The sequence below is a fragment of the Ruminococcus sp. genome, assembly GCF_024691275.1.
Classification (GTDB): Bacteria; Bacillota; Clostridia; order Oscillospirales; family Ruminococcaceae; genus Ruminococcus.
In genome coordinates, this window is sequence record NZ_JAILNU010000113.1 from 37,961 (window position 1) to 62,610 (window position 24,650).

Annotated in this window: 28 protein-coding genes; 4 read left to right on the forward strand and 24 right to left on the reverse strand. The window is 44.3% G+C overall.

The genetic code is table 11. The features are described 5' to 3' along the window. Window positions 1-320 precede the first annotated feature (320 nt). The 4 genes from K6G33_RS14450 to K6G33_RS14465 all read right to left on the reverse strand — a co-directional run bounded on the left by K6G33_RS14450 (window position 321) and on the right by K6G33_RS14465 (window position 3,001). Window positions 321-1,811, reverse strand: coding sequence for a DUF4153 domain-containing protein (locus tag K6G33_RS14450; RefSeq protein ID WP_296780847.1), 1,491 nt, complete (start codon window positions 1,809-1,811; stop codon window positions 321-323). Further along, a complete protein-coding gene (locus tag K6G33_RS14455) occupies window positions 1,804-2,199 on the reverse strand; it encodes a hypothetical protein (RefSeq protein ID WP_296780849.1) in 396 nt (131 codons plus the stop codon). The genes K6G33_RS14450 and K6G33_RS14455 overlap by 8 nt, the downstream gene beginning before the upstream one ends. A gap of 113 nt (window positions 2,200-2,312) precedes the next feature. Beyond that, window positions 2,313-2,519, reverse strand: coding sequence for a helix-turn-helix transcriptional regulator (locus K6G33_RS14460; RefSeq protein ID WP_296780852.1), 207 nt, complete (start codon window positions 2,517-2,519; stop codon window positions 2,313-2,315). 14 nt (window positions 2,520-2,533) lie between these two features. Then, window positions 2,534-3,001, reverse strand: coding sequence for a DUF2975 domain-containing protein (locus tag K6G33_RS14465; RefSeq protein ID WP_296780854.1), 468 nt, complete (start codon window positions 2,999-3,001; stop codon window positions 2,534-2,536). A 219-nt stretch (window positions 3,002-3,220) separates the two neighbouring features. On the opposite strand from K6G33_RS14465, the gene K6G33_RS14470 reads away from it, so the two are divergent. After that, a complete protein-coding gene (locus tag K6G33_RS14470; protein ID WP_296780857.1) occupies window positions 3,221-3,799 on the forward strand; it encodes a sigma-70 family RNA polymerase sigma factor in 579 nt (192 codons plus the stop codon). After that, window positions 3,796-5,154 carry a hypothetical protein gene (locus K6G33_RS14475; protein ID WP_296780859.1) on the forward strand — a complete coding sequence of 453 codons (1,359 nt, stop codon included), beginning with the start codon at window positions 3,796-3,798 and terminating at the stop codon, window positions 5,152-5,154. Before K6G33_RS14470 ends, K6G33_RS14475 begins: the two co-directional genes overlap by 4 nt. Window positions 5,155-5,505: 351 nt before the next feature. Here the strand turns inward: K6G33_RS14475 and K6G33_RS14480 are convergent, their stop codons facing one another. Continuing rightward, window positions 5,506-6,702 (reverse strand): glycoside hydrolase family 5 protein, encoded by a 1,197-nt coding sequence (locus K6G33_RS14480; protein WP_296780861.1) that lies wholly within the window; start codon window positions 6,700-6,702, stop codon window positions 5,506-5,508. A gap of 190 nt (window positions 6,703-6,892) precedes the next feature. On the opposite strand from K6G33_RS14480, the gene K6G33_RS14485 reads away from it, so the two are divergent. Next, window positions 6,893-7,693 (forward strand): TIGR02452 family protein, encoded by an 801-nt coding sequence (locus K6G33_RS14485; protein WP_296780863.1) that lies wholly within the window; start codon window positions 6,893-6,895, stop codon window positions 7,691-7,693. 303 nt (window positions 7,694-7,996) lie between these two features. Here the strand turns inward: K6G33_RS14485 and K6G33_RS14490 are convergent, their stop codons facing one another. The 7 genes from K6G33_RS14490 to K6G33_RS14520 form a co-directional block, all read right to left on the reverse strand. Continuing rightward, window positions 7,997-8,155 (reverse strand): hypothetical protein, encoded by a 159-nt coding sequence (locus K6G33_RS14490; protein ID WP_296780864.1) that lies wholly within the window; start codon window positions 8,153-8,155, stop codon window positions 7,997-7,999. Between the two features lie 129 nt (window positions 8,156-8,284). After that, on the reverse strand, window positions 8,285-9,031 hold the full coding sequence (locus K6G33_RS14495; RefSeq protein ID WP_296780867.1) for an exodeoxyribonuclease III: 747 nt from the start codon (window positions 9,029-9,031) through the stop codon (window positions 8,285-8,287). A 98-nt stretch (window positions 9,032-9,129) separates the two neighbouring features. After that, the gene (locus tag K6G33_RS14500) at window positions 9,130-10,494 is read right to left on the reverse strand and encodes a hypothetical protein (RefSeq protein WP_296780870.1); all 1,365 of its coding nucleotides are present in this window, start codon (window positions 10,492-10,494) and stop codon (window positions 9,130-9,132) included. Further along, on the reverse strand, window positions 10,484-10,978 hold the full coding sequence (locus K6G33_RS14505; RefSeq protein WP_296780871.1) for an RNA polymerase sigma factor: 495 nt from the start codon (window positions 10,976-10,978) through the stop codon (window positions 10,484-10,486). The genes K6G33_RS14500 and K6G33_RS14505 overlap by 11 nt, the downstream gene beginning before the upstream one ends. A gap of 159 nt (window positions 10,979-11,137) precedes the next feature. Next, entirely contained in the window at window positions 11,138-11,455 is a 318-nt protein-coding gene (trxA, locus tag K6G33_RS14510; RefSeq protein ID WP_296780874.1) for a thioredoxin, read from the reverse strand. Window positions 11,456-11,482: 27 nt separating this feature from the next. Continuing rightward, window positions 11,483-11,686, reverse strand: a complete 204-nt coding sequence (locus K6G33_RS14515) for a ferredoxin-thioredoxin reductase catalytic domain-containing protein (protein ID WP_296780876.1) — start codon at window positions 11,684-11,686, stop codon at window positions 11,483-11,485. 21 nt (window positions 11,687-11,707) lie between these two features. Beyond that, window positions 11,708-12,865: an FprA family A-type flavoprotein gene (locus K6G33_RS14520; RefSeq protein ID WP_296780878.1), complete on the reverse strand. Its 1,158-nt coding sequence runs from the start codon at window positions 12,863-12,865 to the stop codon at window positions 11,708-11,710. 212 nt (window positions 12,866-13,077) lie between these two features. On the opposite strand from K6G33_RS14520, the gene K6G33_RS14525 reads away from it, so the two are divergent. Then, on the forward strand, window positions 13,078-13,173 hold the full coding sequence (locus K6G33_RS14525; protein ID WP_296780881.1) for a DUF3789 domain-containing protein: 96 nt from the start codon (window positions 13,078-13,080) through the stop codon (window positions 13,171-13,173). A 231-nt stretch (window positions 13,174-13,404) separates the two neighbouring features. Here K6G33_RS14525 and serS read toward each other — a convergent pair whose 3' ends face one another. The 12 genes from serS to rpmH all read right to left on the reverse strand — a co-directional run. After that, on the reverse strand, window positions 13,405-14,697 hold the full coding sequence (gene serS / locus K6G33_RS14530) for a serine--tRNA ligase (RefSeq protein ID WP_296780882.1): 1,293 nt from the start codon (window positions 14,695-14,697) through the stop codon (window positions 13,405-13,407). Between the two features lie 11 nt (window positions 14,698-14,708). Next, complete coding sequence (locus K6G33_RS14535; protein WP_296780884.1) at window positions 14,709-15,563, reverse strand: ParB/RepB/Spo0J family partition protein; 855 nt, start codon at window positions 15,561-15,563, stop codon at window positions 14,709-14,711. 16 nt (window positions 15,564-15,579) lie between these two features. Further along, complete coding sequence (locus tag K6G33_RS14540; protein ID WP_296780887.1) at window positions 15,580-16,407, reverse strand: ParA family protein; 828 nt, start codon at window positions 16,405-16,407, stop codon at window positions 15,580-15,582. Window positions 16,408-16,600: 193 nt separating this feature from the next. Beyond that, window positions 16,601-17,416: a ParB/RepB/Spo0J family partition protein gene (locus tag K6G33_RS14545; protein ID WP_296780890.1), complete on the reverse strand. Its 816-nt coding sequence runs from the start codon at window positions 17,414-17,416 to the stop codon at window positions 16,601-16,603. 121 nt (window positions 17,417-17,537) lie between these two features. Continuing rightward, window positions 17,538-18,242 (reverse strand): 16S rRNA (guanine(527)-N(7))-methyltransferase RsmG, encoded by a 705-nt coding sequence (gene rsmG / locus K6G33_RS14550; RefSeq protein ID WP_296780892.1) that lies wholly within the window; start codon window positions 18,240-18,242, stop codon window positions 17,538-17,540. Continuing rightward, complete coding sequence (gene mnmG / locus K6G33_RS14555) at window positions 18,232-20,121, reverse strand: tRNA uridine-5-carboxymethylaminomethyl(34) synthesis enzyme MnmG (RefSeq protein WP_296780894.1); 1,890 nt, start codon at window positions 20,119-20,121, stop codon at window positions 18,232-18,234. The genes rsmG and mnmG overlap by 11 nt, the downstream gene beginning before the upstream one ends. A 33-nt stretch (window positions 20,122-20,154) precedes the next feature. Further along, entirely contained in the window at window positions 20,155-21,516 is a 1,362-nt protein-coding gene (gene mnmE / locus K6G33_RS14560; RefSeq protein ID WP_296780896.1) for a tRNA uridine-5-carboxymethylaminomethyl(34) synthesis GTPase MnmE, read from the reverse strand. A 55-nt stretch (window positions 21,517-21,571) separates the two neighbouring features. Beyond that, window positions 21,572-22,699, reverse strand: coding sequence for an RNA-binding cell elongation regulator Jag/EloR (jag, locus tag K6G33_RS14565; RefSeq protein ID WP_296780898.1), 1,128 nt, complete (start codon window positions 22,697-22,699; stop codon window positions 21,572-21,574). 20 nt (window positions 22,700-22,719) lie between these two features. After that, window positions 22,720-23,838, reverse strand: a complete 1,119-nt coding sequence (locus K6G33_RS14570) for a YidC/Oxa1 family membrane protein insertase (protein ID WP_296780901.1) — start codon at window positions 23,836-23,838, stop codon at window positions 22,720-22,722. Between the two features lie 3 nt (window positions 23,839-23,841). After that, a complete protein-coding gene (gene yidD, locus K6G33_RS14575) occupies window positions 23,842-24,132 on the reverse strand; it encodes a membrane protein insertion efficiency factor YidD (RefSeq protein WP_296780903.1) in 291 nt (96 codons plus the stop codon). Further along, a complete protein-coding gene (gene rnpA / locus K6G33_RS14580) occupies window positions 24,129-24,497 on the reverse strand; it encodes a ribonuclease P protein component (RefSeq protein ID WP_173450240.1) in 369 nt (122 codons plus the stop codon). Before rnpA ends, yidD begins: the two co-directional genes overlap by 4 nt. A 65-nt stretch (window positions 24,498-24,562) precedes the next feature. Continuing rightward, window positions 24,563-24,650, reverse strand: an 88-nt coding sequence (gene rpmH / locus K6G33_RS14585; protein ID WP_296725395.1) for a 50S ribosomal protein L34, incomplete at its 5' end; no start/stop codon positions are given.

Genomic DNA, 24,650 nt, shown 5'->3' on the forward strand with positions numbered 1-24,650 from the left:
AGTACATTATATTAACAAGCAATGAATAAAAACCTACATTTCACGCTAAAAAAACTACACTTCACGCAAACCTCTTGATTTTTTCTGATACATAGGCTATTATATTAAGTGATGTCTGCTCCGTCTGTAAACAGGCATCTTTCTGCGGAATTTTCCGCAGATACTCCGCTTAATCTTATGCACATCCATGCGGAGGCTCTATGCTTTGTCTAAGAGCTTCGGACTTCCCCCCTATACCGAATCGGGTCTCCGCAGTAAGGATCAGATCTGAAAACGATGTTTTCAAACAAAAAAGACGCACAGCTGTGCGTCTTTTTTATTTATGTCTTGCTGTCGAGCATCACCGACGATATGTTGTATCTGCCATAGCTGTGACCCTCATAACCGCTGTACTTGCACCAGCTTATCTCTTCCTCCGTAACAACGCCGCTTTCAAGAGCAACGAGCCTTGCGTCATCTGACATATCCAGCAAAGCCTCTGTGTCCAGCTCTTTGAGATAGCCCGATTCGTACATCTCGATATTGTACTTTGCTATGAGCGCTTCGGGTCGTGAGAAGCACAGCGCCGCAAACATTACCGTGAATATCACTGCAAGATGCTTCGAGAACTTCATATCAAACCTGAACTGCTTTACGATTATCAGCACGAATACTGCCGCAAGAAGAACCATGAACCAGCTCGTGTACACTCTCAGCTCTGTAAGACCATACCTGCTGATGTACATTACCATCTTGCTGATAGCTGTTGCAATGAGTATCAGTGTGAACACGCTTAATACTATGCTGTAGAGCTTCAGTGTGAAGGGCTTCTCCCTGCCTGCCTTTTTAGAATGGAGACTGATGAAGCAGAGCACACCAAGATTTATCAGCGCAACCGCAAAAAGCTCAAAAAATCCGCGCCTTGCATAGTCCGCATATGTGAAACCGTCAGGGAGCGAACCCATGAATGCCGACAGGAAATACCTTGTCTGTGAGATGAAGAACATAACGTAAAGCACACATATTGGAGTTACTGCTGTATAGCAGATGAGATTGCTTATAAAACGCATACTGTATATCCTCTGTATGCATTTTCTCTCGTCGAGCCTTCTTTCCTCATCGCAGTGAGTGCTGGTGTAGAACATTCCGAAAATATACATTGAGAACGGCAGCGCAAATATCAGCTCTATCACAATATTCCAGAACTCGCCGCTGTCCAGTCCTTCAAACAGCCTGCTGAGCATATTCTCAACGCCCTTGTCAGCCGACATGAGAAGTGCTGCAACGATAGCCGTCAGCGGGAGCGTTATGATAAGTCCTATGATGATGAGTTTGATATTCTTGCCTGTCTTTGAGTCCGACATAGTATCGGAAGCTATACTGCCCTGCGCACCGAAACCTGCAAAGGGGTACTCCAGAAGGGATTTTATCATTGCAAATGGCAGAAAGCGGTCGATATTCTTATTGCCTGCACCTACGGAGTATATCATGTAAGCTCCTGCGATGAAAAGAAACATCGCGTCAAGCACCTTTATAAAGTTATTGGCAGTTATCGAGAACACTATGCTGAAAACGTAAAGTATCACTGTGAGAAGCTTGTTGAAGCCTGAAAACTCGCACTTCCTGTTCCTGAGATAGAGTATTGCCGCGGTAATAAAGGCTATGAACAAGCCTGTTGTGATAAAGCCCGTTGCGTGGAAAAGCACGTACCTTACAAAGCCGAACGCCGCTGCCATGACTACTACAGAGAGCACTCTGTCTGCTTTTGTGTATTCGGGCTTCGTCTTAGAGCAGAACTGCTCACTGTCCATGCTTAAAGTGTTGTCATTCATAAATATCTCCTCCGTTAAGAAGCATTTCTGCTTCATATTCTTTCTTGCCTTTTTTGTATTTGTCCTTTGCTGTCAGAAGCAGCACGGGTACAAATAACAGTACCATCATAACGTCTGCAACAGCGTCCCATGAGCGCGGTTCATCCTTTGTAAGCTCCTCCATGAAATATACTGCTATATATATCGTAATGAGCACTAATGTACCGCAATGGTATCTGTAATGGCGAGCCTTGCGGTCAAATGTTGTCACAACTGCTGCACAGAAGCAGCTCAAAAAATTTGCAGCACTGTAAAATGCTATAAATATCACATATGGAACGCTCATGAAGCAGATGCTCAGAAACACCATAAGAAACCAGAACCCCGTCTTTTTCCACTGTTTTTTCATAGCTGTACCCCCCCTTATCCATATTATAAATATCTGTATAGTATGCTTACCCTTTGCAGAGATGTGCGGAAGAACTGTTCACCTGTATTTCCGACACATCTTATATCTATGGACTACTCTCGCCTGAATTCGAGGATATCTCCGGGCTGACAGTCAAGCTCGTCGCATATCCTTTCAAGGGTCGAGAACCTCACTGCCTTTGCCTTTCCCGTTTTCAGTATTGAAAGATTTGCAGTAGTGATGCCGACTTTCTCGGCAAGATCCTGCGAAGACATCTTCCGCTTTGCCATCATTACGTCCAGATTTACTACGATCGGCATGGAAAACACCTCCATTATATAGTAAAGTCGTTTTCCGACTTTATCTCTACAGCTTTTTCAAACACATTCTTCAGCACTCTCATGATAAGACCGAACATCACTGCACACATTCCGAATACCATGAAGATTATGCTCCACATACCGAATATCATCATTGCTGCTCCTGCGCCCATGCATACCCACGATATCCTGCGAAGACAGTTGGTATTCTTCTCCACGAAGACATCGTCTTTTCCGATATTTTTCAAAAGGGTGTTCAGATTCCAGAGTGCAGTCAGTGCAAGCGCGTCGCACACATACAAAGTCACACACATGGGTATATACATCGACGACCTCTGAAAAATGCTCTCAGCCTCGTAGGTCATTTCGTATTTGTACCATTCCGCCATGGTAGGGATAAAGAATGCGGCGAAAACAGCTACAAAAGCTGCTGCAAAAGTAAGTATCCTTGATAATATCAGAGATTTGTCCTTGCTCCACATATTATACAGCTCCTTTGAGATATATTTTTTCTACTGTGCCTATAGTATAACACACAAAATATCATTTGTCAATAGAAAATTATCGTTTTTCAATAATTTTTTTCTGTTTTTCATTGGTGTTGTTTTTTTAGCACAAAAATGCTATAATTAATTGTCTGAAATCAATATCATAGTGCGATTATATAGGTGAATGCATTCAAAATAAAGGAGGAGTTCCTGATGAAGGACACTGAACTGCGCCAATTAATGGCACAGTCTGTACAGAAATGTCACAGAGCTGTCTTTGATAATTATTGTAACTACGTATACGCTATCGTTATAAATGTGCTCCGATCCTGTGGCACAAGAGAAGATATCGACGATTGTGTCAGTGATGTATTCATGAAGATCTACAAGCGTTTTGATGAGGGTATAGATTTTTCTGACAACCTCAAGAGTTTTATAGCTGCGGTCTCTCGTAATACTGCTATTGATGCTTTTCGCAAGATAACTCTCAGAAACAATAAAAATGTCTCTTTCGACGATGAGGACATGGAAGAATTACGTTCAGAAGAGCACATCATTGAAAATTCCGAAAAGAAAGAACAGTCACGCATTATATTCGGTAAGATAAAAGAACTCGGCGAACCTGATTCCACCATCATTATTCAACAATATTTCTACAACCGAACTGCTAAAGAGATCGCCGATAGTATTTCTATGACAGCTGCCGCTGTACAAAAACGCAGCAGCCGTGCAAAACAAAAACTCAAAGCTTTGCTTATCGAAGAAGGCATTGGCAGGGAGGGATTAGTTTGAATAAAAATAATCTATTCGAGGGGACAGACGATATGTTGTTAGATAAATTATCTCAGGAATTTCCCGTTCTGACAGATGAAGAAAAGGAGCGGATATTTGCTATGAGTGAAAGAAAATATAATATAAATAAGAACAATGAGAAAGTTAATACTAATTATAAAGACTTCAGCGCAGATAATGAAGTTAAGGGTGTTGAACAGTATAAACGCCCAATGTGGTACAAGACTTTGAGTATCGCTGCCGCAGCTGTTCTCATGGTCGGCGGTGTCGCAGGAAGCATGATGCTCATGCAGCACGGCGGCACTCGTGTACCTACAACAAATATCGAAGAAACTACCGCTGCAACAACAGATGCGACTGAACCTACAGAATCAACTACGGAAGATGTCTCAGAGTATATGGCAGCCGCTCTTGAACTTACCGACAAGCTGGCTCACTATGAGAATGTTCTCTATAATCATGATATCGCTGTCGATGAGAACGATTCTCTTACATTTACTATGCATAACTATGAAGGTAAGGAGCATGAGGAGCATTACGTAAGAGTTATCGACCCTGAAATACAGTCGGGCAATGATCTGAAAAATGCTATCCTCGCCCTCTGTACAGATGAATTCAAAGATCTGCTGTATAACGATTCGGGCGAATATGATGAAGATAACCTTGTTTTCAATATATGTGATTATCTCTATTCATCAGGCTACTTCATAAACGATTTCAGCGGCTATGAAAACGGTGCAACTATCAATAATTACTATAAGACAGGCAGCTTCATTACCTATAATGACGCTCTCTATGTATGCACCAACTATATGGAAAGAGATGCGGATTACTACAGCAGCGAGCCTGAGATAATCTCTCACGGCGACGATTACTTTGAAGCAACAAGAATGACTGTAGGACCTTGCATCAATCACTTCGGCTGTCCTGATATTAAGGTCGGAACAAAGGCAACGTTCCAATTCAAAAAAGTGGACGGCAAATGGAAGATCAATAATATCAAAACAGGCAGAAGTGTTGAAGCATGGGCATTAGCTGCGGTAAATCATTACTTCAATAACGTATGCACTGATTATTCTCCTGACGAGCTTGATATAAGAAATGACCAGAACGAGGATGGTCTTATAACAAAATCATTCTATGATAAGCTCATTGATAACTACAGGATATTGAAAAATGACAGTGATAACAGCTGTAGGATCTACTGCATCATCAAGGACAAGGAAGGCAAGGATCACCTTGAATTCACTGCTGATATAGATTTCCTTATTGATGATGATTTTGGATTCATGGGAGATGAGGATTACTCTGAATACTTCTCGTTCTCTAATGTTTCTATAAAAGAAATAAGATAACGACCTCCTTAATATAATGCTTATTTAAACCAACATCTTAGCGCTTATGATCGATGAGATCGGAGGCGCTTTGGTGTTTTTTTCAGATCATTCGGGAATAATCTAACGTAGATCTGCTTCTATGAATACTTTATCGGAAAAAAGTGACAAATGTCACTAAAGAAGTTATAAATGTCACTATACAAAATGAGGTTTCATGTTGTATAATATATATAGACAGTAAAGTTCATCTGCTGTGATTTAGGTTTTATTGGCATTAATAAAACTTGTTGGGGTAAAAAACGGATAAATAAAAAGGAGCGGAACACGTAAGGTGTCCGCTCCTTTTTATTTATATACACCAAGCAGAAATTATCTTGCATATGGCTGTGCGACCTTGTCACAGCCTGCCATAGGATCTTTATTCTTCACGCCATTGACTATAGCCTCTATTATCTCAGGCTGTGTGCGTGTGAGATTGTTCCTGTCAAACAGTCCGAAGCCGAACTCTCCGTTAAAGCCGTTGTCCCAGTAAACAGGAACTATGCCGTACTTTGCAGCTGTTCCCGCCACAAATCCGTTATAGTATACACGGTTTTCGGTTATGCGCTGTGATATGGCAGAATTCGAGCAGCTCTTGTCGATACAGCCGAATTCTCCTATGATAACAGGTATGCCCCTGTCCACATACATCTCCTTCAGCATGGCGAATTTTTCCTTTATATGCTCCTCCTCGCCCCATACAGCCTTGTATATGGGGTCCTCCTTGTGGAACTCCACTATCTCCTGACCGTTCTCGCCCCAGAGGTATATCTCCTTCTCCACCTCACCGCAGTACTCCCACGGATCGTAGCAGTGTACGGACAGTATCAGCCTGCCGTCATGAACAGTATTTCCGCTGTCGGTAGGAAAACGGAAACCATAACCGCCGCAGGTATAATTTATGTCGGTATTCCAGCCTGCGACCATGAGCCAGCGGTGTGTATTTTCGCCGCCTGCCCTGCGCACAGTATCCACGAATATCTGATCGTAGTCGTTGATATTCTCGTAATACTCGGGCACGGGAGTATGATAAACTCCGTCAAACACCTCATTCATGCTCTCGAATATCAGGTGTTCATCGTAATCCGAAAAGCGCTGAGCGACCTGTCTCCATACTGCCGCATACTTCTCCTTGATACGCTTCTGATCGCTGCTGTTGCACAGAAGCCAGCCGCCGTTTATTGTATGGTAGCCGTCCCCATGCATATTGATAATTACAAAAAGCCCCCTGTTATAGCAGTAGTCGACGACCTCCGCTATTCTTCCGAGCCATTTTTCCTCGATCTTATAGCCATTGCTGTCGTCTATTTTGCTGAGATATGAAATAGGTATCCTTATCGTTCCGAATCCTGCTTCTATTACAGTATCTACCATTTCCTGTGAAGCCTTTGGATTTCCCCAGACAGTCTCATCGGGCATACCTCCGAAATTAGCTTCGAGAGTATTCCCGTAATTCCAGCCTGCACCCATTTGTTCAGCTATATCCGCAGCAGAGACCATAAACCTTTTTTTACATTCAATGTTCATTTTAAGGTCTCCCCCCTTTGCTGCAAAAAGTTTCATGATGTCAAAATAATTATATCACAGCACAGACAGCCTTTCAACCAATATGATATCAAATGAGATTATATGCAATAAAAAAGCGTTTTTTATGCCTATGCCTTGACAGTACCTATCATTTTGTGTATAATCAGATTAAAAAAGGGGGAACTTTGTCATGAATAACATTTCCATCGCAAATGAGACAATAAAAATAACAGCCGACGGATACTATGAAATTGACGGAAAGCGCATCGAGCTGCCGCATATAAACTTCTCGGAAGTCGAAGTGATAACGCCTGAAAAAGGAGCGGAGCTCGTCAAAAATACGGCTGTCCCTGACAGAGAAATGTGCAGTATCACAGTCACTGCCGAGGACACTTTTGCTGCTGCGAGCCGCTTTGAAAATGCCTTCGTAATGAACTTCGCCAATGCACACAACCCCGGCGGCGGTTTCAGATTGGGAGCTAATGCGCAGGAGGAAGCCCTGTGCAGATGCAGCACTCTTTATGCCTCCATATCATCGGAAAACGCAAAGACCATGTACCGCTACAATAATACCCATATCAGCTCCGTAGAGTCCGACCATATGCTGTATTCCCCTAATGTGTGCGTTTTCAGGGACCATCACTGCGTTCTTACAGATAAGCCGTTCATGACCTCGGTCATCACCGTTCCTGCCGTTAACAGACGCGGTGCGGCTATATTTGCATCGAATAAGAAAATAGAACAGGCTATGACAGGACGTATAAGGATACTTCTTGCAGCTGCTGCAAAACACGGTCATAAGAATATTGTCCTCGGCGCATGGGGCTGCGGAGCTTTCGGCAATAAGCCTGATAATGTCTCAGGCTATTTCAGAAAGGTCATCGTTGATGAGGAGTTCGGCAGGCTCTTTGAGCATATCTGCTTTGCAATATACGGCAGCCAAGACGGCAGAAACTATATCAGTTTCAAAAATACATTCGGCGTGAAGTAAGCCGTTAGTCTGTAGGGGCGGATAATAACCGTCCCTTTTTTCATGTCCATTTTTACAAATGGCATTGTTGTTTTGTTATTCACGGGCTGCCTTCTGCTCACACAGCTTATTTCGGTGTCAGGCTGCAAAAAGGCTGATGCATAGCGCGTTGCTCATACATCAGCCTTTTTGGGGTCTATTTGATTTATTTGACGATATTTATATGAAAATCCTCAATATCCAGCCATTTTATCAAAAGCTTTCAAAAAATCATATAACTGTCTGCTCCGTATTTACAGAGCTGCCTGACATTATTCTCTGATATCACTGATTATCATCAAAACAGCCGCTTTTTACTCCCTGTTCAGAAACAATATCGGCAGGAGGCTCATCGGTCTGATCTTCTGCACTGACTTCGATAGTGTTAACAAGCGAAGCGAAGATCATTGATGACATAACAAGTGACATTATTTTTCTCTTCATCGTTATCATTCCTTTCAAGTTACTGACAAAATCATATATTCCCTTGAGTATATTATATCAAAATACACAGTATTTGTCAAGCATTTCAGTGCATTTTAAATCAGAATGACTATAAAGAGAAATATTATTTCAATCTATCGTCAGCATAACGGGACAGTGATCGCTGCCCATTATATCCGTAAGTATCTCCGAATCCTTAACGCGCTCCATAAGGCGCTGCGATACCACGAAGTAGTCTATACGCCAGCCTGCGTTCTTCTCACGAGCCTTGAAGCGGTACGACCACCATGAATACGTGACCGTATCGGGATAGAGACTGCGGAAGGAGTCCACAAAGCCTGCACCGAGAAGCTCCGTGAACTTGCCGCGCTCCTCGTCCGAGAAGCCTGCATTGCCGCGGTTGGTCTTGGGATTTTTCAGGTCTATCTCGTTATGAGCTACATTGAGATCGCCGCAGTAGATAACGGGCTTTTTCTTGTCAAGCTCCGAGAGATAAGACCTCATGTCGTCCTCGAACTCCATGCGGTAGTCGATACGCTTGAGACCGTCCTGCGCATTTGGAACATAACAGCACACGAAGTAGAAGTCCTCATACTCGCAGGTGATGACGCGCCCCTCGTCGAGGTGAGTTCCGTTGATACCGTAGGTCACGTTTATGGGCTCGGTCTTGCTGAATACAGCCGTTCCCGAATAACCCTTCTTTATTGCGCTGTGAAAATATATGTGATATCCCTCGGGCTTGAAGTCCGCCTGATCGGGCTGCATTTTTGTCTCCTGTAAGCAGAATATATCAGCGTCCGCAGCCTTGAAGAAGTCCTCAAAGCCCTTTTGCAGACAAGCACGAAAGCCGTTGACGTTCCATGATATTAGCTTCATTGTTATACCTCCGAAAAAATTTCTCCGCAGCCATACCGACTGCGGAGACTTTCTTATATTATATCATAGAATTATGAAAAGAGCAACACTTGCGGCGCTTATTCGCTCTCTGTTTTCTCAAAACCGTCCATGAACTCGTCAAATATCCTCTGAAACTCTGCCTTGTCGCTTTCATTTTTCAGCTTGTAGCATAAATTTGACTTGTTTGCAGGAATGATAACTCCCTCACGGTCGATGAGACAATCCTTCACTGTTAAATCAGTCATACCATGCTCAACCTTTGAACAGGTCTCCCATTCGAGAGCAGCAAGCTTTTCCTTAAAGCTTTCAAAATCACTTTCATTATATTTGTAGAATGTGTTTTTAAACTCTGATTCGTCAAAAAACTGTGCTTTTTCATCAGGTATATCCTTAAAAGCATTCAGTATATCTTCCTCAGAAACAGCTTCTCCGAATTCCTTTTTGATAAGGTGCTTTTTCAGAACAGCATTGTAAGCTTCAAGGTCGCTGTCGTTTTTAAGCTTGTAGGTCATACCGCTGCTGAACTGCATATAGCCGTCCTCTGCTGCAACAAAACCAATAGAATAGCTGTTTACATCGCCGCTTATTACTGAAGCTCTTTCCCATTCAAATTCCATGAGCTCATAAGCAAAATCTTCTCTGCCTGTAAGAGTATATTCTTCCTGCCTGTTTTCGTCTGCTATATAATAGTACGCTTTGTCATACGAGTTATTCTTGAATCCGTTGCTTATCTCATTTTCAAGCTCCTTGTTTGTAACCTTTTCAAACTCTGCAATAGTTTCTTCATCATCTACGAGCATATACAAAATGTCGTTAAATACCCTTTGACCGTCAACGTAGCTATGATAAGAAACACGCTCCTCACTTTTTACTTTTTCGGTCAGTCTCAGTTCACCATTATCAAACAGCTCAAAGCTATAGGTAACTCCTTTTGCATTTTCATCTATGCCATTGAAAAATATCTTTATGCCTCTCAAAGTTGATGTAAAATCATCAGCCCCTATTCCTTTTGACATATCAAAATGGTCAAGATACTCAAAGAATTTATCCTTGTCGATATTATATTTGCTATATATATCGCCGCTGAGGTCTTCCCATAATCTTATTTCAGCACTATAGCTGTCCTTATTAGCTTTCAGCCTGCTGTAAACCGAAGCTTTCTCGTCTGTATTTATATCTGTACTTTCTTCTGTCCTGTTGTTTATACGTGTAAAGCGGTACACTCCGCCGCCCACAGCTCCGCAGACCAGCACGACGGCTGCTGCCATAGCTGCAAATTTGCTGAAGCGGTGCTTTACCGTGATAACTTCCGTGCCGCTTACGCTGTCTTTATAATCTATAGCCTCATCAGGTGCAGAGCTGAGCTTTTCCTGCATACGGCTGCGGAATTCATCACTGCACTTTATTTTACCGATAAGCTCATCATATTCGTTAGGTCTCATATACATAGCCCTCCTTTTCCAGTTCTGTTTTCAGTTTGTTCCTTCCTCGCTGCAAAAGCGAGCTGACTGTATTCTCTTTCTTTCCCAGAAGCGATGCTATCTCCTTGATGGTGTACTCCTCAAAATAATACAGGAATATCACCGATGAATACTTCTCGGGAAGATTTGCTATCATCTCTCTTATCTCGTCATCTCTCGGCGTAAACTCGCAGCTCAGAGTATTTGCAAGGGCATCATCAAAGGGAAAATTTCTTATGATACGCGCACTCTTTCTCAGGTTCTTGCAGCGATTTATAGCTGCTCTCAGCAGCCATGCCTTCATATGTTCGTCGGATTCAAAGTTCTGCGGAGAAGCATGGAGCGTCAGGAATACTTCCTGTGTTATGTCCTCTGCCTCGGTATAATTTCCCGTCATGGCAAAGGCAGCTCGCAGAACAGTATCGCCGAATTTGTTAAATGCGTACAGCGCTGAACTGTCATTCATGGCAATTCCTCCTTTCCTTAGAAGCGTCGTTTCACAAGTATATACAATCCTGAGAAGAGTTTTCGTGCAGAAAATGAAAAAAATTTTGTAGGGGCTGTCGAGAACGCCAGCCCCTACAAGATAAAAGCTCACTGACTTTCATCAGTGAGCTTTAACGTATCATATACCTAACATTGCTATTACATCTTCCTTTGGTCTGAGTCCGACAGCCTGCTTTACGATAGCGCCGTCCTTGACCACTACCAGAAGCGGTATGCTTTCAACTTTGAAAGCCATTGCAAGCTCGGGCTGCTCGTCAACATTTACCTTGCATACCTTTACTTTGCCGTCATACTCGTCGGCGATCTCCTCAACTATCGGTGCAAGCATCATACACGGTCCGCACCAGCTTGCCCAGAAGTCGATAAGAACAGGCATACCCTTATAGTTTCGTACTTCTTCGTCGAAATTTTCCTTTGTGATAATTATTTCGTTCATATTGAACCTCCATGAAACCGAACAGCGTTAGTCTTCCAGTGACTTATAATAGAGCATACAGTGACAGAAGCCCTCAAAATTCGGGTCTGCTATCTGGTCGCGGAACTCCTTGCACATACACTTGTTTTCGGGAGTTTTCGCAAGTCTGCACGGGCAGTATCCGTCCTTTAATTTTAGCCCTTCCTTTATTCTGTCAACAACTTCTTTATCGGGATTGAGAGTAATTTTCATTTTCAGTCCCTCCTTGATTTTTTATTTCAGAAGTTCATCTGCAAGAGCTTCTATCTGAGCGATATTTGAAGTCTTTAAAGATGATCTGAGTGATACTGTAGCCTCTGTCCATGTGATATTCTTAGACTTTTCAAACATAGCCTTCACTGTCTTTGCAACAGCAGGTACCCAGCTTCCGTTCTCGATGATTCCGATAGTACGGTTCTGGTAATTTCTCTCGGTAAGGTCGAGAATAAAGTGCTTCATGAACGGGAATATATCTGCGTTGTAGGTTGTTGTGGCAATGACCAGTTTGCCGTAGCGGAATGCGTCCTCGACTGATTCAGCCATGTCCTCTCTTGCAAGGTCAGCTATAGCCACCTTCGGGCAGCCCTTTGCTTCGAGCTTTTCCTTGAGAAGCTCTGCAGCCTTCTTTGTATTGCCGTAAACTGATGTATACGCAATGAATACACCCTCAGACTCAACGCCGTAGCTCGACCATGTGTTGTAAAGTCCCAGATAGTAGCCGAGATCCTCCTTCAATACAGGTCCGTGGAGAGGACATATTGTCTGTATATCAAGTGCAGAAGCCTTTTTGAGCACGTTCTGAACCTGCATACCATACTTGCCGACGATACCGAAGTAATAGCGGCGAGCTTCGCAAGCCCAGTCCTCATCAACGTCAAGAGCACCGAATTTGCCGAACGCATCAGCTGAGAAAAGAACCTTGTCTGTGCTGTCATAGGTGAACATTACCTCAGGCCAGTGTACCATAGGAGCAAATACAAATGTAAGCTCATGTCTGCCCAGTGAGAGCTTGTCCCCTTCCTTGACCTCCAGCTTGTTTGCTATGGTAATTCCCTCGAAGAAAGCTTCTATCATTGCGAAGGTCTTTGCATTACCTACAACAGTAGTCTCGGGATACTTTGTCAGGAAATTCTTCAGATTTGCGGAGTGATCCGGCTCCATATGCTGAACGATGATATAATCGGGAGTGCGGTCAGCGAGAACCTCTGTGATATTATTCAGCCACTGTTCTGTGAATCTTCCGTCAACAGTGTCGAATATTGCAGTCTTGTCATCAACAACGATGTATGAATTATATGCCATACCGTTTGGCACATCATACTGTCCTTCAAAGAGGTCAACTTCGTGGTCATTGACGCCGATATAGTAAATGTCATTTGTTATATTATTCATGTTAGATTACCTCTTTTCATTAATTACGCCTGTGCGTTATGGGTTAATTATACCATAAATATCATGCTGTGAAAAGTGGCATTTGCAACAAATTTAAATGATTTTCTGTTATTATGTCATATCAGTAAGAAAAATATTCATATTTGAATATGATTAGAAAAAAATAAATTGCACATAATATCATCAGAACCAAAAAGAAATAAGGTGAATCTATGTTAATTTTTCTATTGGGCTCTATTTGTGGAGGAACAGTTGGCGTTATAACAATGTGTCTCTGTACAGCAGCGAAATGGGATAACGAACAATAGCATCATGCTACAACACAAACAGTGCCGTAAGCGAGTACGTGTATGAGCTATTGATTAGAGTGAGCGAGTTTACGAGCGACAACGGGGCAAGGGTGCAGCGTCACGCTGCCAGCAAAGTGGGATAACGAACAATAGCATCATGTTACAACACAAACAGTGTGCCCCTACAATAGCGGCATAATTAAAGGGCGGCAAATGCCGCCCTTCTAATTGCTAATTGCTATTCTCTGCTCACTTCTTCTCGGGAACCTTGATGATATCCTTGCGCATATATGGCTGGAGTGCCTTTGGTATGCGGATAGAACCGTCCTCGTTGAGGTTGTTCTCAACAAATGCGATAAGCATTCTCGGAGGAGCAACAACTGTGTTGTTAAGAGTATGTGGGAAGTACTTGTTTCCGTCCTCTGTCTTGATTCTGATGCCAAGACGACGAGCCTGTGCGTCGCCGAGGTTTGAACAGCTTCCTACCTCGAAGTACTTCTTCTGACGAGGTGACCATGCTTCAACGTCGATGGACTTTACCTTCAGGTCTGCAAGGTCTCCCGAACAACACTCAAGAGTACGTACAGGTATATCAAGTGTGCGGAAGAACTCAACTGTATAGCTGTAGAGCTTGTGGAACCAGTCCATAGACTCCTCAGGCTTACATACAACGACCATTTCCTGCTTCTCAAACTGGTGGATACGGTAAACACCGCGTTCCTCGATGCCCTTTGAGCCAACTTCCTTACGGAAACATGGCGAATAGCTTGTAAGAGTCTGTGGAAGCTCACTCTCAGGAAGGATAGTATCAATGAACTTTCCTATCATAGAGTGCTCGGAAGTACCGATGAGGTAGAGATCCTCGCCCTCGATCTTGTACATCATGTTAGCCATATCGTCGAAGCTCATAACGCCTGTAACGACTGCACTTCTTATCATGAAAGGCGGAATGTAGTATGTGAATCCCTTGTCGATCATGAAGTCTCTTGCGTAAGAAAGGATACAGCTCTGGAGCTGTGCGATATCTCCCTTTAAGTAATAGAAACCGTTACCGCTTGTGCTTCTTGCGCTGTCGATGTCGATACCGTTTACCTTTTCCATGATATCAACGTGGTAAGGAACTTCAAAATCAGGAACAGCAGGCTCGCCGAACTTCTCGACCTCAACGTTTTCTGAATCGTCCTTGCCTATCGGGACGCTGTCGTCGATAATGTTAGGAATTACCATCATGATCTCTTTGATCTCGCCTTCAAGCTTTGTTTCAAGAGCTTCCATTTCAGCAAGCTTGTCGCCGAGCTCTGTAACTTCTGCCTTTGCCTTCTCAGCCTCGTCCTTCATGCCCTTAGCCATGTAGCCGCCGATCTCCTTGCTTCTTACCTTGCGGACGTTACGAAGGCTGTCGCACTCTGTCTTAGTCTTTCTGTACTCCTCGTCGAGAGCGACTACCTTGTCAACGAGTTCGAGCTTTTCGTCCTGAAACTTCTTCTTGATGTTCTCTTTAACAAGCTCGGGATTTGTTCTTATCAGTTTAATATCTATCATAATTATTCTCCTTATTCCTCTTTTGCCAGCTTTTCTGCCAGAACTGCGAGGTCATTTTTGTCATAGAATTCGAGTATGAGAGCTCCCTTGTTCTTACCGTAGTCCACCTTGACCTTTCTGCCGAGGCGCTCGTTAAGGGAGAGTTCCATTTCTTTAAAATAATTATCTATTTTAGCATTTGATTTGCTGGTTGCAGCTTCTTCACTGTGCTCTGCTGATTTCTGTGCAGCCTTCTCCACCTGTCTTACTGTGAGGCCGCCGTCAGCAGCTTTCAAAGCTACAGCAATGAGCATCTCCTCGTCTTCAAAGCCAAGCAGCGCTCTTGCGTGACCTGCTGAGATCTCGCCGTTTTCCAGCATTTTCAGAACTCTTTCGGGAAGTGAAAGTATTCTTACTGCATTGGCAACTGCCGAGCGTGAACGCCCAACCATCTTTGCCACTTTTTCCTGTGTCATGCCAAACTTCTCGATAAGCTCGTTATATCCCGCAGCTTCTTCAACAGGATTCAGGTTCTCACGCTGAAGATTCTCGATAATTGCGATCTGCATTGTCTCCAGATCGGAGAGCTCGCGGATATTTACAGGTACTTCATCGAGCCCTGCCATACGGGCTGCGCGCCATCTTCTTTCACCTGCAACTATCTGATAACCGCCCGTACTTATCGGACGGACGAGAATCGGCTGGAGCATACCGTGCTCACGGATAGAATCCGCAAGAGCGGTTATCGCCTCATCGCTGAACGCCTTACGCGGCTGGTCACGATTCGGCTCTATTTCAGAGGTGCGCAGAGTTTTCTTGACCTGTATGTCGTTGCTGTTGTCGCTGAACAGCGTGTCAAGTCCTGCACCTAAACCACCTTTTGCCATATTCAAACCTCATTCGTCAGGACGAACGTTTTCCTTTCTTATTTTTTTTGAAAGAGAAGACTTTTTTCTTCTTTGGAAGCTCAAGAGGTTCGCCGAGTATCTCATGGCAGACAAGCTCATAGGATTCTGCGCCCTTTGAGGACTTGTCGTAGTACATTACAGGCTTTCCGTGGCTGGGAGCTTCTGAAATACGAACATTTCGAGGCACTTTTGTCTTGAACACCTTGTCGGGGAAGTACTTCTCGACTTCTGAAACAACGTCATTTGCAACATTAAGTCTGCCGTCAAACATTGTAAAGAGTATTCCCTCAATCTCAAGAGCCGGGTTATAATTATTTTTAACTATCTTAATAGTATTCACAAGCTGTGAAAGTCCTTCAAGTGCGTAGAACTCCGCAAGCATGGGGACGATTATACTGTCGCAAGCAACGATACCGTTTATAGTGATCGTACCAAGTGCAGGAGGACAGTCAATGAAGATGTAGTCATAGTCCTGCTTGATAGTCAGCACCTGCATTTTGAGTCTGTTGACCCTGTTCTCGTACTCAGCAAGCTCAATCTCGCAGCCTGCAAGAGCTTCTGTAGCAGGCAGGATAGAAACATTTTCAAACTCAGTGGTGATAACAGCTTCCTGAATTCTTGTCTTGCCTGTAATAACATCATAAGTCGACGAGCTTACGGACTTCTTTTTGATGCCGAAGCCTGTAGTCGTATTTCCCTGTGGGTCAGAATCTATACACAGCACCTTGAATCCGCGAGAGCCAAGATAAGCTGCAATATTTATGACAGTAGTTGATTTTCCTACGCCGCCCTTCTGATTGGCAACCGCAATGATCTTGCCCATAGAATCTTCCTTTCAAATTTACTTATAATATTATATCACTTTTCACTCGCAATGTAAATAAGAAACAAGGATTTTTTTCAAAAAATGTTTCACATGAAACATTCGCAGGCTGAGAAACGTAAAAAAAGTTTCACGTGAAACAATTCAAACGATATGTTTGACAAAAAAAGTTTCACGTGAAACATTTCAAAGATCAGATTTTCTTTTGTATAGGTATCCTGACGCGGTACTCGATGTAGTCCTCACTCTGGATTTTTCTCGAATCAGCGGAGATTCCGGCTGCCTGCATGGTCTCCACGGCTTTGTTTATGGTATTCACAAACATCTTCACGTTCTGAAACACCACCGAACGCTTCTTGTAGCTCACTTTATTTTTCTGACTGCCGATGAACTCGTCGATAAGATGCTCGGAGCGCTCTACATTCAGATTACTCTTGATTATTTTTTCGAGAATAAACATTCTGTCGTCAACACTGCCAAGTCTGAGCAGCGATCTTGCATGGCGCTCCGTGAGATTATACCTGATGATAAGCTCACGCTCCTTTTCGGAAAGTCTCAGCAGACGAAGCTTGTTGGCAATTGTACTCTGAGCGCGTCCGAGTTTTGCAGCAGCGTCCTCCTGCGTCATGCCGTAGTGAGAGATGAGCTTCTCAATTGCGGCAGCTTCGTCAAAAAATGACAAGTCCTGACGCTGGATATTCTCCACAAGTGCAAGAACCGCGGAGTGCCTGTCACTGACCTCGTGAACAATGCACGGAACGACTTCAAGCCCGCACATTTTCGCTGCCCGAAGCCGCCTTTCACCCGCGATAAGCTCGAAATGTCCGTCCTTTTTGCGAACGGAAAGGGGCTGCAATATGCCGTTCTGTGCGATAGACTCCGCAAGAGGAGTGAGATCATCAGTGAAGTTCTTCCGAGGCTGATAGGGGTTTGGAATAATGTCAGCAACTGATATTTCAACGACTTTGTTTATTGACTTTTCTTTAGCAAAATTAAGAAAACCTGCCATAAAAATTACCTCCGAGAGAATTATTATACTTAAATTCTAACATTCACGGGAAATAATTTCTATACAAAAAAACCGCCATTTTACAAGAAAACAGCGGTTTCATCGACAATATATCATTTTTTTACAGAGTTTTTTTCTTGATCTGACTGCTATTGCGAGGATATTTTGGCGGAGTTTGCGATATTTTTTCAATTACAGCGATCCTGCGCTTTTCATCAAAAATATCATATTCGTGAATTTTTCCCAGTTTTCCGCCAAGTATCTCAATTGCGTTTCTGCCAAGAGAGAAATCTTCTGTAGGGCCCTTCATTGCTAAGAAAGCTCCTCCCACCTTTACAAAAGGTATACAAAACTCGCTGAGGAGAGCCATGTTAGCAACTGCACGAGCACACGAAAAATCAAACTTTTCCCTGTATTCAGCTTTTTTCGAGATATTCTCTGCCCTTCCGTGGATAAACTCCGCGTCAATTTCAAGCTTTTCGCAGAGCTGTTTCAGAAAATCAATACGCTTGTTCAAGCTGTCGAGAAGTGTGAGTTTAATGTCGGGTCTGAAGATCTTCAGCGGTACAGACGGAAACCCTGCACCCGTGCCCACATCAATAAGACTCGAATTTTCGGGAATATCAATATACTTTGACAGCATGATGCTATCAATAAAATGCTTGCGGAGAATCTCATCAGGCTCAGTAATAGCAGTAAGATTCACATTTTTATTATACTCAACAAGAAATTCCGCATAAATTTCAAGCTTTTCATAAACCTCCCTCGTAAGAGTTAACCCAACGCTTGAAAAATCAGAGCAACATAGTTCAAAATCAGGAAGCATTTTCCTCTCCTTTCTCGTGCATCAGCCATACTGCAAGCATGGAGATGTCAGCAGGAGATACTCCCGAAATACGAGAAGCCTGACCAATTGAAAGGGGCTTTATTTTGTTGAGCTTCTCCACAGCTTCGAGACGAAGTCCGTAAACAAGGCTATAATCCAAGTCCTTCGGTAGCTTCTTGGACTCCATTTTTCGCATCTGCTCGATCTGAACGAGCTGCTTCTGGATATATCCCTCGTACTTCAACTGAAGCTCAACCTGTTCACAAACGTCCCACGGAAGCTCCGGACGCTCAGGATCGAACTGCGCAAGATCGTTATAATTTATCTGCGGACGACGGATAAGATCGGACAATTTGCAGCCTGTAGTAAGTGCCGAAGTACCGCGTTCTTCGAGGAAAATATTGAGCTTTTCCGACGGCGAAACGTTGGTGTGGGAAACTCTTTCGATCTCCTCATCAGTCAGACGGATCTTTTCGAGAAGCTTCTCGTAACGTTCTGCGGAAATAAGTCCAAGCTTAAAACCGATTGGAGTAAGCCTCTGATCGGCGTTATCCTGGCGTAAAATAAGCCTGTACTCGCTGCGTGAGGTCATCATTCTGTACGGATCGGAGCAGCCCTTCGTCACGAGATCATCCACAAGAGTACCAATATAAGAGCTCGCACGATCAAGAATGAGCGGCTCGCGGTTCTTTATCTTGAGAGCGGCGTTGATTCCCGCAACGATTCCCTGTGCGCCAGCCTCCTCGTAGCCCGAACTGCCGTTGAACTGTCCTGCGCCGTAAAGTCCTTCGATGTTCTTGAATTCGAGTGTGGGCAGGAGCTGATTCGGGTTGCAGCAATCGTACTCGATCGCGTAGGCGGGACGCATGATCTCCACGTCCTCCAGTCCGTCTATCGTTCTGAGAAATGCTAACTGTACATCTTCCGGCAGCGATGACGACATTCCCTGCAAATAGTACTCCTCTGTTGTAAGTCCCATAGGCTCCACAAAGAGCTGATGACGCGGCTTATCGGAAAAGCGCACAATTTTGTCCTCGATTGACGGACAGTATCGTGGCCCTACTCCCTCTATTCTGCCCGAGTACAGAGGTGATCTGTCAAGGTTTGCAAGTATCACTTCGTGGGTTTTACTGTTTGTATATGTAACATAGCAGCTCACTTTGTTCTCAAGGTGCTCTGAATCTGTCTCAAACGAGAAAGGAACGATTTTTTCGTCGCCGTCCTGTCGCTCCATAATATCAAAATTAATACTTCTCTTGTTTACACGGCAAGGCGTTCCCGTCTTGAAGCGCCTGAGCTCCACACCATTCTCCATAAGGCTCGCCGACAAATATTTACTCGGCAGAGCCGAATCAGGACCGCTTTCATATGAAACTTCGCCAATGTGAATCTTACCTTTTAAATATGTACCCGTGGCAATTACCACAGCTTTTACCTTGTACTCAGCGCCGAGAGAAGTTCTTACGCCTGTAATTTTACCGTCCTCAACAACAATTTCAGAAATTTCTGCCTGCTTTACGTAAAGATTTTTCTGCTTTTCGCATACATCTTTCATATAATTATGATATTTTACGCGGTCAGCCTGAGCTCTCAGACTGTGTACCGCAGGGCCCTTTCCGCGGTTGAGCATACGGCTCTGAATGAAACATTTATCGGCAGCTTTTCCCATTTCGCCGCCCAAAGCGTCTATTTCACGGACTAAATGCCCCTTTGCAGTTCCTCCTATCGACGGATTGCAGGGCATATTTGCAATCTGATCCAGTGATATCGTAAACATTACAGTTTTGCAGCCAAGTCTTGCGGAAGCGAGAGCAGCCTCTACGCCTGCATGACCTGCGCCGACTACTGCAACGTCAAATTCGCCCATTTCGTATATCACAATTGTCCCTCCTTCATTGTTTCACATGAAACATTATTTGCCAACGCAGAAGCGTGAGAACACTTCGTCCACAACTGCATCGGTAACTTTTTCGCCTGTAAGCTGGAGCAGCGACTGTTCCGCTTCATCGACAAGAATACTTACAGCGTCCAGCATTTCACCGATTTCAAGTGATGAAATGGCACTTTCAATACCTTCAAGAGCATTGTCAATACACTTTTTCTGACGCTCGTTTGCAGCTGTTGCTGTGTCAAAATCAGCTTCATTCAGCTTCAATATCTCCTCAATATGGCTGTGAAGATCGTCCACGCCCGTGCTTTCTTTGGCAGATAAATATACAATATGTTGAATCTTATCTTTTAAAATTGAAACATCAATAACATTTTCAACGTCTGTTTTATTTATCACAGCTATCGTTCTGTCATTATTAACTTTATTAATTAAATACAAATCGTCCTCGGTGAGCGGACAACTTCCATCAAAAACTGCAATCACAAGCTCCGACGTAGCTATCATTTTTTCAGCCATATCAACACCGATACCCTCGATGATATCATCTGTTTCATGGATCCCCGCAGTGTCCGAGAGGCGCAGAGTGATATCGCCCACGCGGACGCTCTCCTCGATAATATCCCTCGTCGTGCCTGCGATCTCGGTAACGATGCTCCTCTCGCAGCCGCTGAGGCAATTGAACAGCGTCGATTTGCCCACGTTTGGACGACCTATGATAGCCGTAGCAACTCCCTCACGGAGGATCCTTCCGCTGTCGTAGTTCTTCACCAGCGAACGGAGATCATCGCGGACAGCCGTAAGCTCCTCGGTAAGAGCTTCGGGACGCACCTCTGGGATATCTTCCTCGGGATAATCTGCCCACGCAGCAAGGTCGCCAAGTATCTTCAGCAGCTTCTCCGAACACTTTCGCGCCAACTTGAAAGCCGTACCCTCACGCAGGCTCTCCGCCATTTTCAGCTCACGCTCGCCCTTGGCAGAGATTATATCCATGACCGCCTCAGCCTGAGTAAGGTCGAGCTTTCCGTTGAGGTAAGCCCTCTTTGTGAATTCGCCCGCCTCAGCGTTGACAGCTCCGTATGCAAGAGCCGCGCGGAGCACCTTCCTTGTAACATACAAACCGCCGTGACAGGAAAGTTCCACAACGTCCTCGCCTGTATAGCTGTGGGGAGCACGGAACACTGTCAGGATACAGTCATCAAGGCGCTCGCCGCCGTCATGAGCTATACCGTAAGCGCAGGTATACCCTTCCATTTCACTGACTTTTTTGCTGCCGTAAGGTGAGAAGATCTTCTCCGCAACGCTGATAGCGTCCTCACCCGAGATACGTATGACCGCAATACCTCCCACAGCATTCGGCGTAGAAACTGCCGCGATCGTTGACATCTAATCACTCCTAAAAAAACAACGGCATAATGCCGTTGTTTCAGATATTTTCAAATCAAAGCTCGATCTTACCGTAAAGACCGCCCTTGATCTCGTCCTCAGGCTTTGGTCTCTTATAGTCCTTCTCGAAGCTTGTTGAGAGGTTCACGCTTCTGCGCTCCATATTTACCTCTCTGTCGCGGTTCTTTCTTTCGCCTCCGCGTCTGTCGTTTCTTCTTCCGCCGTCGCGGCGGTTGTCGCGTCTGTCATTTCTTCTGCCGCTTCTTGGGTTATTGGAAGAAATGATGATCTTTCTGTAAGGCTCTTCGCCCACTGAACGTGAGGAAACGCCTTCGATATTTGATATAGCGGAATGGATAACTCTTCTCTCGTATGGGTTCATCGGCTCGAGCGGCTGTGAACGTCCTGTCCTGAGAACAGCCTTTGCCACCTTAGCTGCCAGCTGTTCAAGAGTATCCTTTCTCTTGCTTCTGTAGCCGAGGCAGTCGATCGTGATCCTGTAGTAGTCCTTATCGCCCTTGTTAGCGATGATCGAGCAGAGGTACTGGATAGCGTCGAGAGTCTCGCCGCGTCTGCCAATTATAGTACCGTTGTTGTTGCTTTCGATATTGATAACAGCGCCTGTATCATTCTGGTATACAGTGAACTCCACCTCGATATCCATAGCTCTGAGTATACTTGTGATATAGTCCTTGGCGAGCTTTACCTTTGGATTTACGAGGGACTCGTCCTCGATGAGAGTGAAGTTATCCAGTGAATAGGATTCCTCATCATTTTCCTCAGGAGTATTTTCTGCGGCTGTTTCCTTAGCTGTTTCCTTAGCTGTTTCTTTAACTGTTTCTTTAACTGTTTCTGTAGTTGTTTCCTTAACTGTTTCAGCAGGCTTGACCTCTGCTGCTTTAGTCTCGGTAGTAACAATCGGCTTTGGCTCGGGAGCTGTCTTAGTAACAGGCTCTGCCTTTGGTGCGGGAGCAGCTGTCACAACGGGAGCGGCAGGCTTTGGAGCTGCAACAGCTTCCTCATAAGTAGCCTTTACCTTTGCTTCCTTAGCACCGAGACCAAAAAGTCCCTTTTTACCTTCATCGACGATCTCGAATTTGATCTCACTGATCTTTTTTCCGAATTTTTTTGCGGCGAGTTCTTTAGCCTCGTCTACGGATCTTGCTGTGAAAATTTCAGTCATACATTACCTCCCTGAGGACATCAGTCCTCATCATCGTTATCCTCATAAGAATCGCCGTACTTTTCAGCCATACGTCTTCTTGCTTCCTTGAGCCTGTCGCGGTTCTGCTTATTCTGCTCAGAACGAGAGATGCCGTTTGCTCTGCCTGATGATGAGCTGCCGTTGTTCTGCTGATCGAGGGCTGCCTGCTGCTCAAGCATTTTCTGCATAAAGGTTTTCTTATTCGGATGTTTTTCTGCGTAAATTCGTGCTTTTTCTTTTTCCTTTTCATTTATCACCTTAGTGCGCTCGGGAGTAAAGTAGCAGTTAAGCGCCAAGGTTATAACAAATGAGAATACAGATGACCATATCCAGTAGAAGCCTACACCTGCAGGTACCTGGAATGCGAACCATATAGAAAGGAGAGGCATACCGTACATCATGACTGCCATACAGCCGCCGCCCGGCATATCAACGGGATTTGTCTTTTTCTGGTGCATCTGGCTGTAGAAAGATACCAGAAGCTGAGAAAGACCGGCGAGGAAAGGTACAGCAGCGAGTATGATCGCTTCCTTTGTCCATGAATCGGGGTGTATCGTAGGTGTTTTACCGAGGTTAGCGCCAAAGAGGGTAAATCTCTCGTTGAACTCTACTACCTTTGAGAGGAACTTTTCGCCGAGAGCCGAATACTTATCGGCATTGTCCCTGACGTGCTCCATAGTAATGAGCTCACATCTGAGATTATTTGTATTGGCACCTGCAATACCGCAGGCAGCTTCGATAACGTTCTTGGATATATCAAGGATATGTGTTATTGGCTTATAGATAACGTCGATAACGCCAAAGAGCAGGAACATCTGTATGAACATGGGGAGACACGAGCCCATAGGGTTGATGCCTTCCTCCTGGAACAGCTTCTGCTGTTCTTCCTGGAATCTCTGTGGGTTATTGGCGAAGCTTTTCTTCAGCTTAGCGAGCTTCGGATTGAGAAGCTGTCTTCTTGCTGCGTCCTTCTGTGTCTTATAGTTGACAGGAAAGAGCAGTATCTTTGTAACTACCGTAAAAACAATGATAGCTACAGCGTAATTGTTGAAAATGGAATAGATAAGTCTCATCAGATAGCCGAAAGGCACACCGATAATATCATAAAGTGCGTTCAATATTCATCCCTCTATCTTTTCGTTGTCTTCATCACCGTAATCAGGGTCTATGAAGTTGTATTTTTTCACCCTGAAGGTGAACTTATCGGGGACAGGGTCTATACCGCCCAATGACCATGGGTTGCAGCGGAGGATCCTCCACACTGCGAGAGCCGTGCCCCTTACAGCGCCGAAGCGCCTGACAGCTTCCAGAGCATATGTGCTGCACGTAGGGTAATACTTGCATTTAGGGGGAAAAAGCGGAGATATAAATTTTCTGTAAAATTTTATAAGTCCCAGAACTATATATTTCATACACGCTTATTCTTATTTTCAAAGCTTCTGAACATCTTATTGATATCAGCTACTCCGTACTTGTCCATATAGCCGCAGTATTCCTGTGATTTTATACTGCATATAGCAGATCTTGCCACTATAACGATATCCATACCCACGGGGAGAGCTATTTCAGCGTTCCTGTAGGCGAGGCGGATAAGTCGTTTAGCTCTGTTGCGGCAGACGGCATTGCCGACCTTTTTTCCTGCGGTTATACCGAGGCGATTGAAAGGTCTGCCGTTTGGTCTGACATATATGACCGAATATTTAGAAGCGGCATACCTGCCTTTCTTGTACAAGGTAAGAAAATCCTTGTTATCGTTCAATATTTCCGTATAAAGCATAATTGCACCTGCATAGCCGTCCTAACAAAAAAGACCACAAAATAAAGATTTTGTGGTCAGCCTCGTCAGTGAGTTAATCTTGCTCTGCCCTTAGATCTTCTACGAGCTAAAACCTTTCTGCCGTTCTTAGTAGCCATTCTCTTCATGAAGCCG

Excerpts from the sequence above, each read along its gene's own strand:
- K6G33_RS14540 (WP_296780887.1), bottom strand. The coding sequence starts at position 16,407 with ATGGGCAAGATCATTGCGGTTGCCAATCAGAAGGGCGGCGTAGGAAAA.
- serS (WP_296780882.1), bottom strand. The coding sequence starts at position 14,697 with ATGATAGATATTAAACTGATAAGAACAAATCCCGAGCTTGTTAAAGAG.
- K6G33_RS14495 (WP_296780867.1), bottom strand. The coding sequence starts at position 9,031 with ATGAAGCTAATATCATGGAACGTCAACGGCTTTCGTGCTTGTCTGCAA.
- yidD (WP_296780903.1), bottom strand. The coding sequence starts at position 24,132 with ATGAAATATATAGTTCTGGGACTTATAAAATTTTACAGAAAATTTATA.
- K6G33_RS14505 (WP_296780871.1), bottom strand. The coding sequence starts at position 10,978 with ATGAATGACAGTTCAGCGCTGTACGCATTTAACAAATTCGGCGATACT.
- K6G33_RS14485 (WP_296780863.1), top strand. The coding sequence starts at position 6,893 with ATGAATAACATTTCCATCGCAAATGAGACAATAAAAATAACAGCCGAC.
- K6G33_RS14500 (WP_296780870.1), bottom strand. The coding sequence starts at position 10,494 with ATGAGACCTAACGAATATGATGAGCTTATCGGTAAAATAAAGTGCAGT.
- K6G33_RS14525 (WP_296780881.1), top strand. The coding sequence starts at position 13,078 with ATGTTAATTTTTCTATTGGGCTCTATTTGTGGAGGAACAGTTGGCGTT.
- K6G33_RS14515 (WP_296780876.1), bottom strand. The coding sequence starts at position 11,686 with ATGAAAATTACTCTCAATCCCGATAAAGAAGTTGTTGACAGAATAAAG.
- K6G33_RS14545 (WP_296780890.1), bottom strand. The coding sequence starts at position 17,416 with ATGGCAGGTTTTCTTAATTTTGCTAAAGAAAAGTCAATAAACAAAGTC.
- K6G33_RS14460 (WP_296780852.1), bottom strand. The coding sequence starts at position 2,519 with ATGCCGATCGTAGTAAATCTGGACGTAATGATGGCAAAGCGGAAGATG.
- rnpA (WP_173450240.1), bottom strand. The coding sequence starts at position 24,497 with ATGCTTTATACGGAAATATTGAACGATAACAAGGATTTTCTTACCTTG.
- K6G33_RS14470 (WP_296780857.1), top strand. The coding sequence starts at position 3,221 with ATGAAGGACACTGAACTGCGCCAATTAATGGCACAGTCTGTACAGAAA.
- K6G33_RS14535 (WP_296780884.1), bottom strand. The coding sequence starts at position 15,563 with ATGGCAAAAGGTGGTTTAGGTGCAGGACTTGACACGCTGTTCAGCGAC.
- K6G33_RS14455 (WP_296780849.1), bottom strand. The coding sequence starts at position 2,199 with ATGAAAAAACAGTGGAAAAAGACGGGGTTCTGGTTTCTTATGGTGTTT.
- K6G33_RS14450 (WP_296780847.1), bottom strand. The coding sequence starts at position 1,811 with ATGAATGACAACACTTTAAGCATGGACAGTGAGCAGTTCTGCTCTAAG.
- mnmE (WP_296780896.1), bottom strand. The coding sequence starts at position 21,516 with ATGTCAACGATCGCGGCAGTTTCTACGCCGAATGCTGTGGGAGGTATT.
- jag (WP_296780898.1), bottom strand. The coding sequence starts at position 22,699 with ATGACTGAAATTTTCACAGCAAGATCCGTAGACGAGGCTAAAGAACTC.
- K6G33_RS14520 (WP_296780878.1), bottom strand. The coding sequence starts at position 12,865 with ATGAATAATATAACAAATGACATTTACTATATCGGCGTCAATGACCAC.
- K6G33_RS14490 (WP_296780864.1), bottom strand. The coding sequence starts at position 8,155 with ATGAAGAGAAAAATAATGTCACTTGTTATGTCATCAATGATCTTCGCT.
- K6G33_RS14465 (WP_296780854.1), bottom strand. The coding sequence starts at position 3,001 with ATGTGGAGCAAGGACAAATCTCTGATATTATCAAGGATACTTACTTTT.
- K6G33_RS14480 (WP_296780861.1), bottom strand. The coding sequence starts at position 6,702 with ATGAACATTGAATGTAAAAAAAGGTTTATGGTCTCTGCTGCGGATATA.
- rsmG (WP_296780892.1), bottom strand. The coding sequence starts at position 18,242 with ATGCTTCCTGATTTTGAACTATGTTGCTCTGATTTTTCAAGCGTTGGG.
- trxA (WP_296780874.1), bottom strand. The coding sequence starts at position 11,455 with ATGAACGAAATAATTATCACAAAGGAAAATTTCGACGAAGAAGTACGA.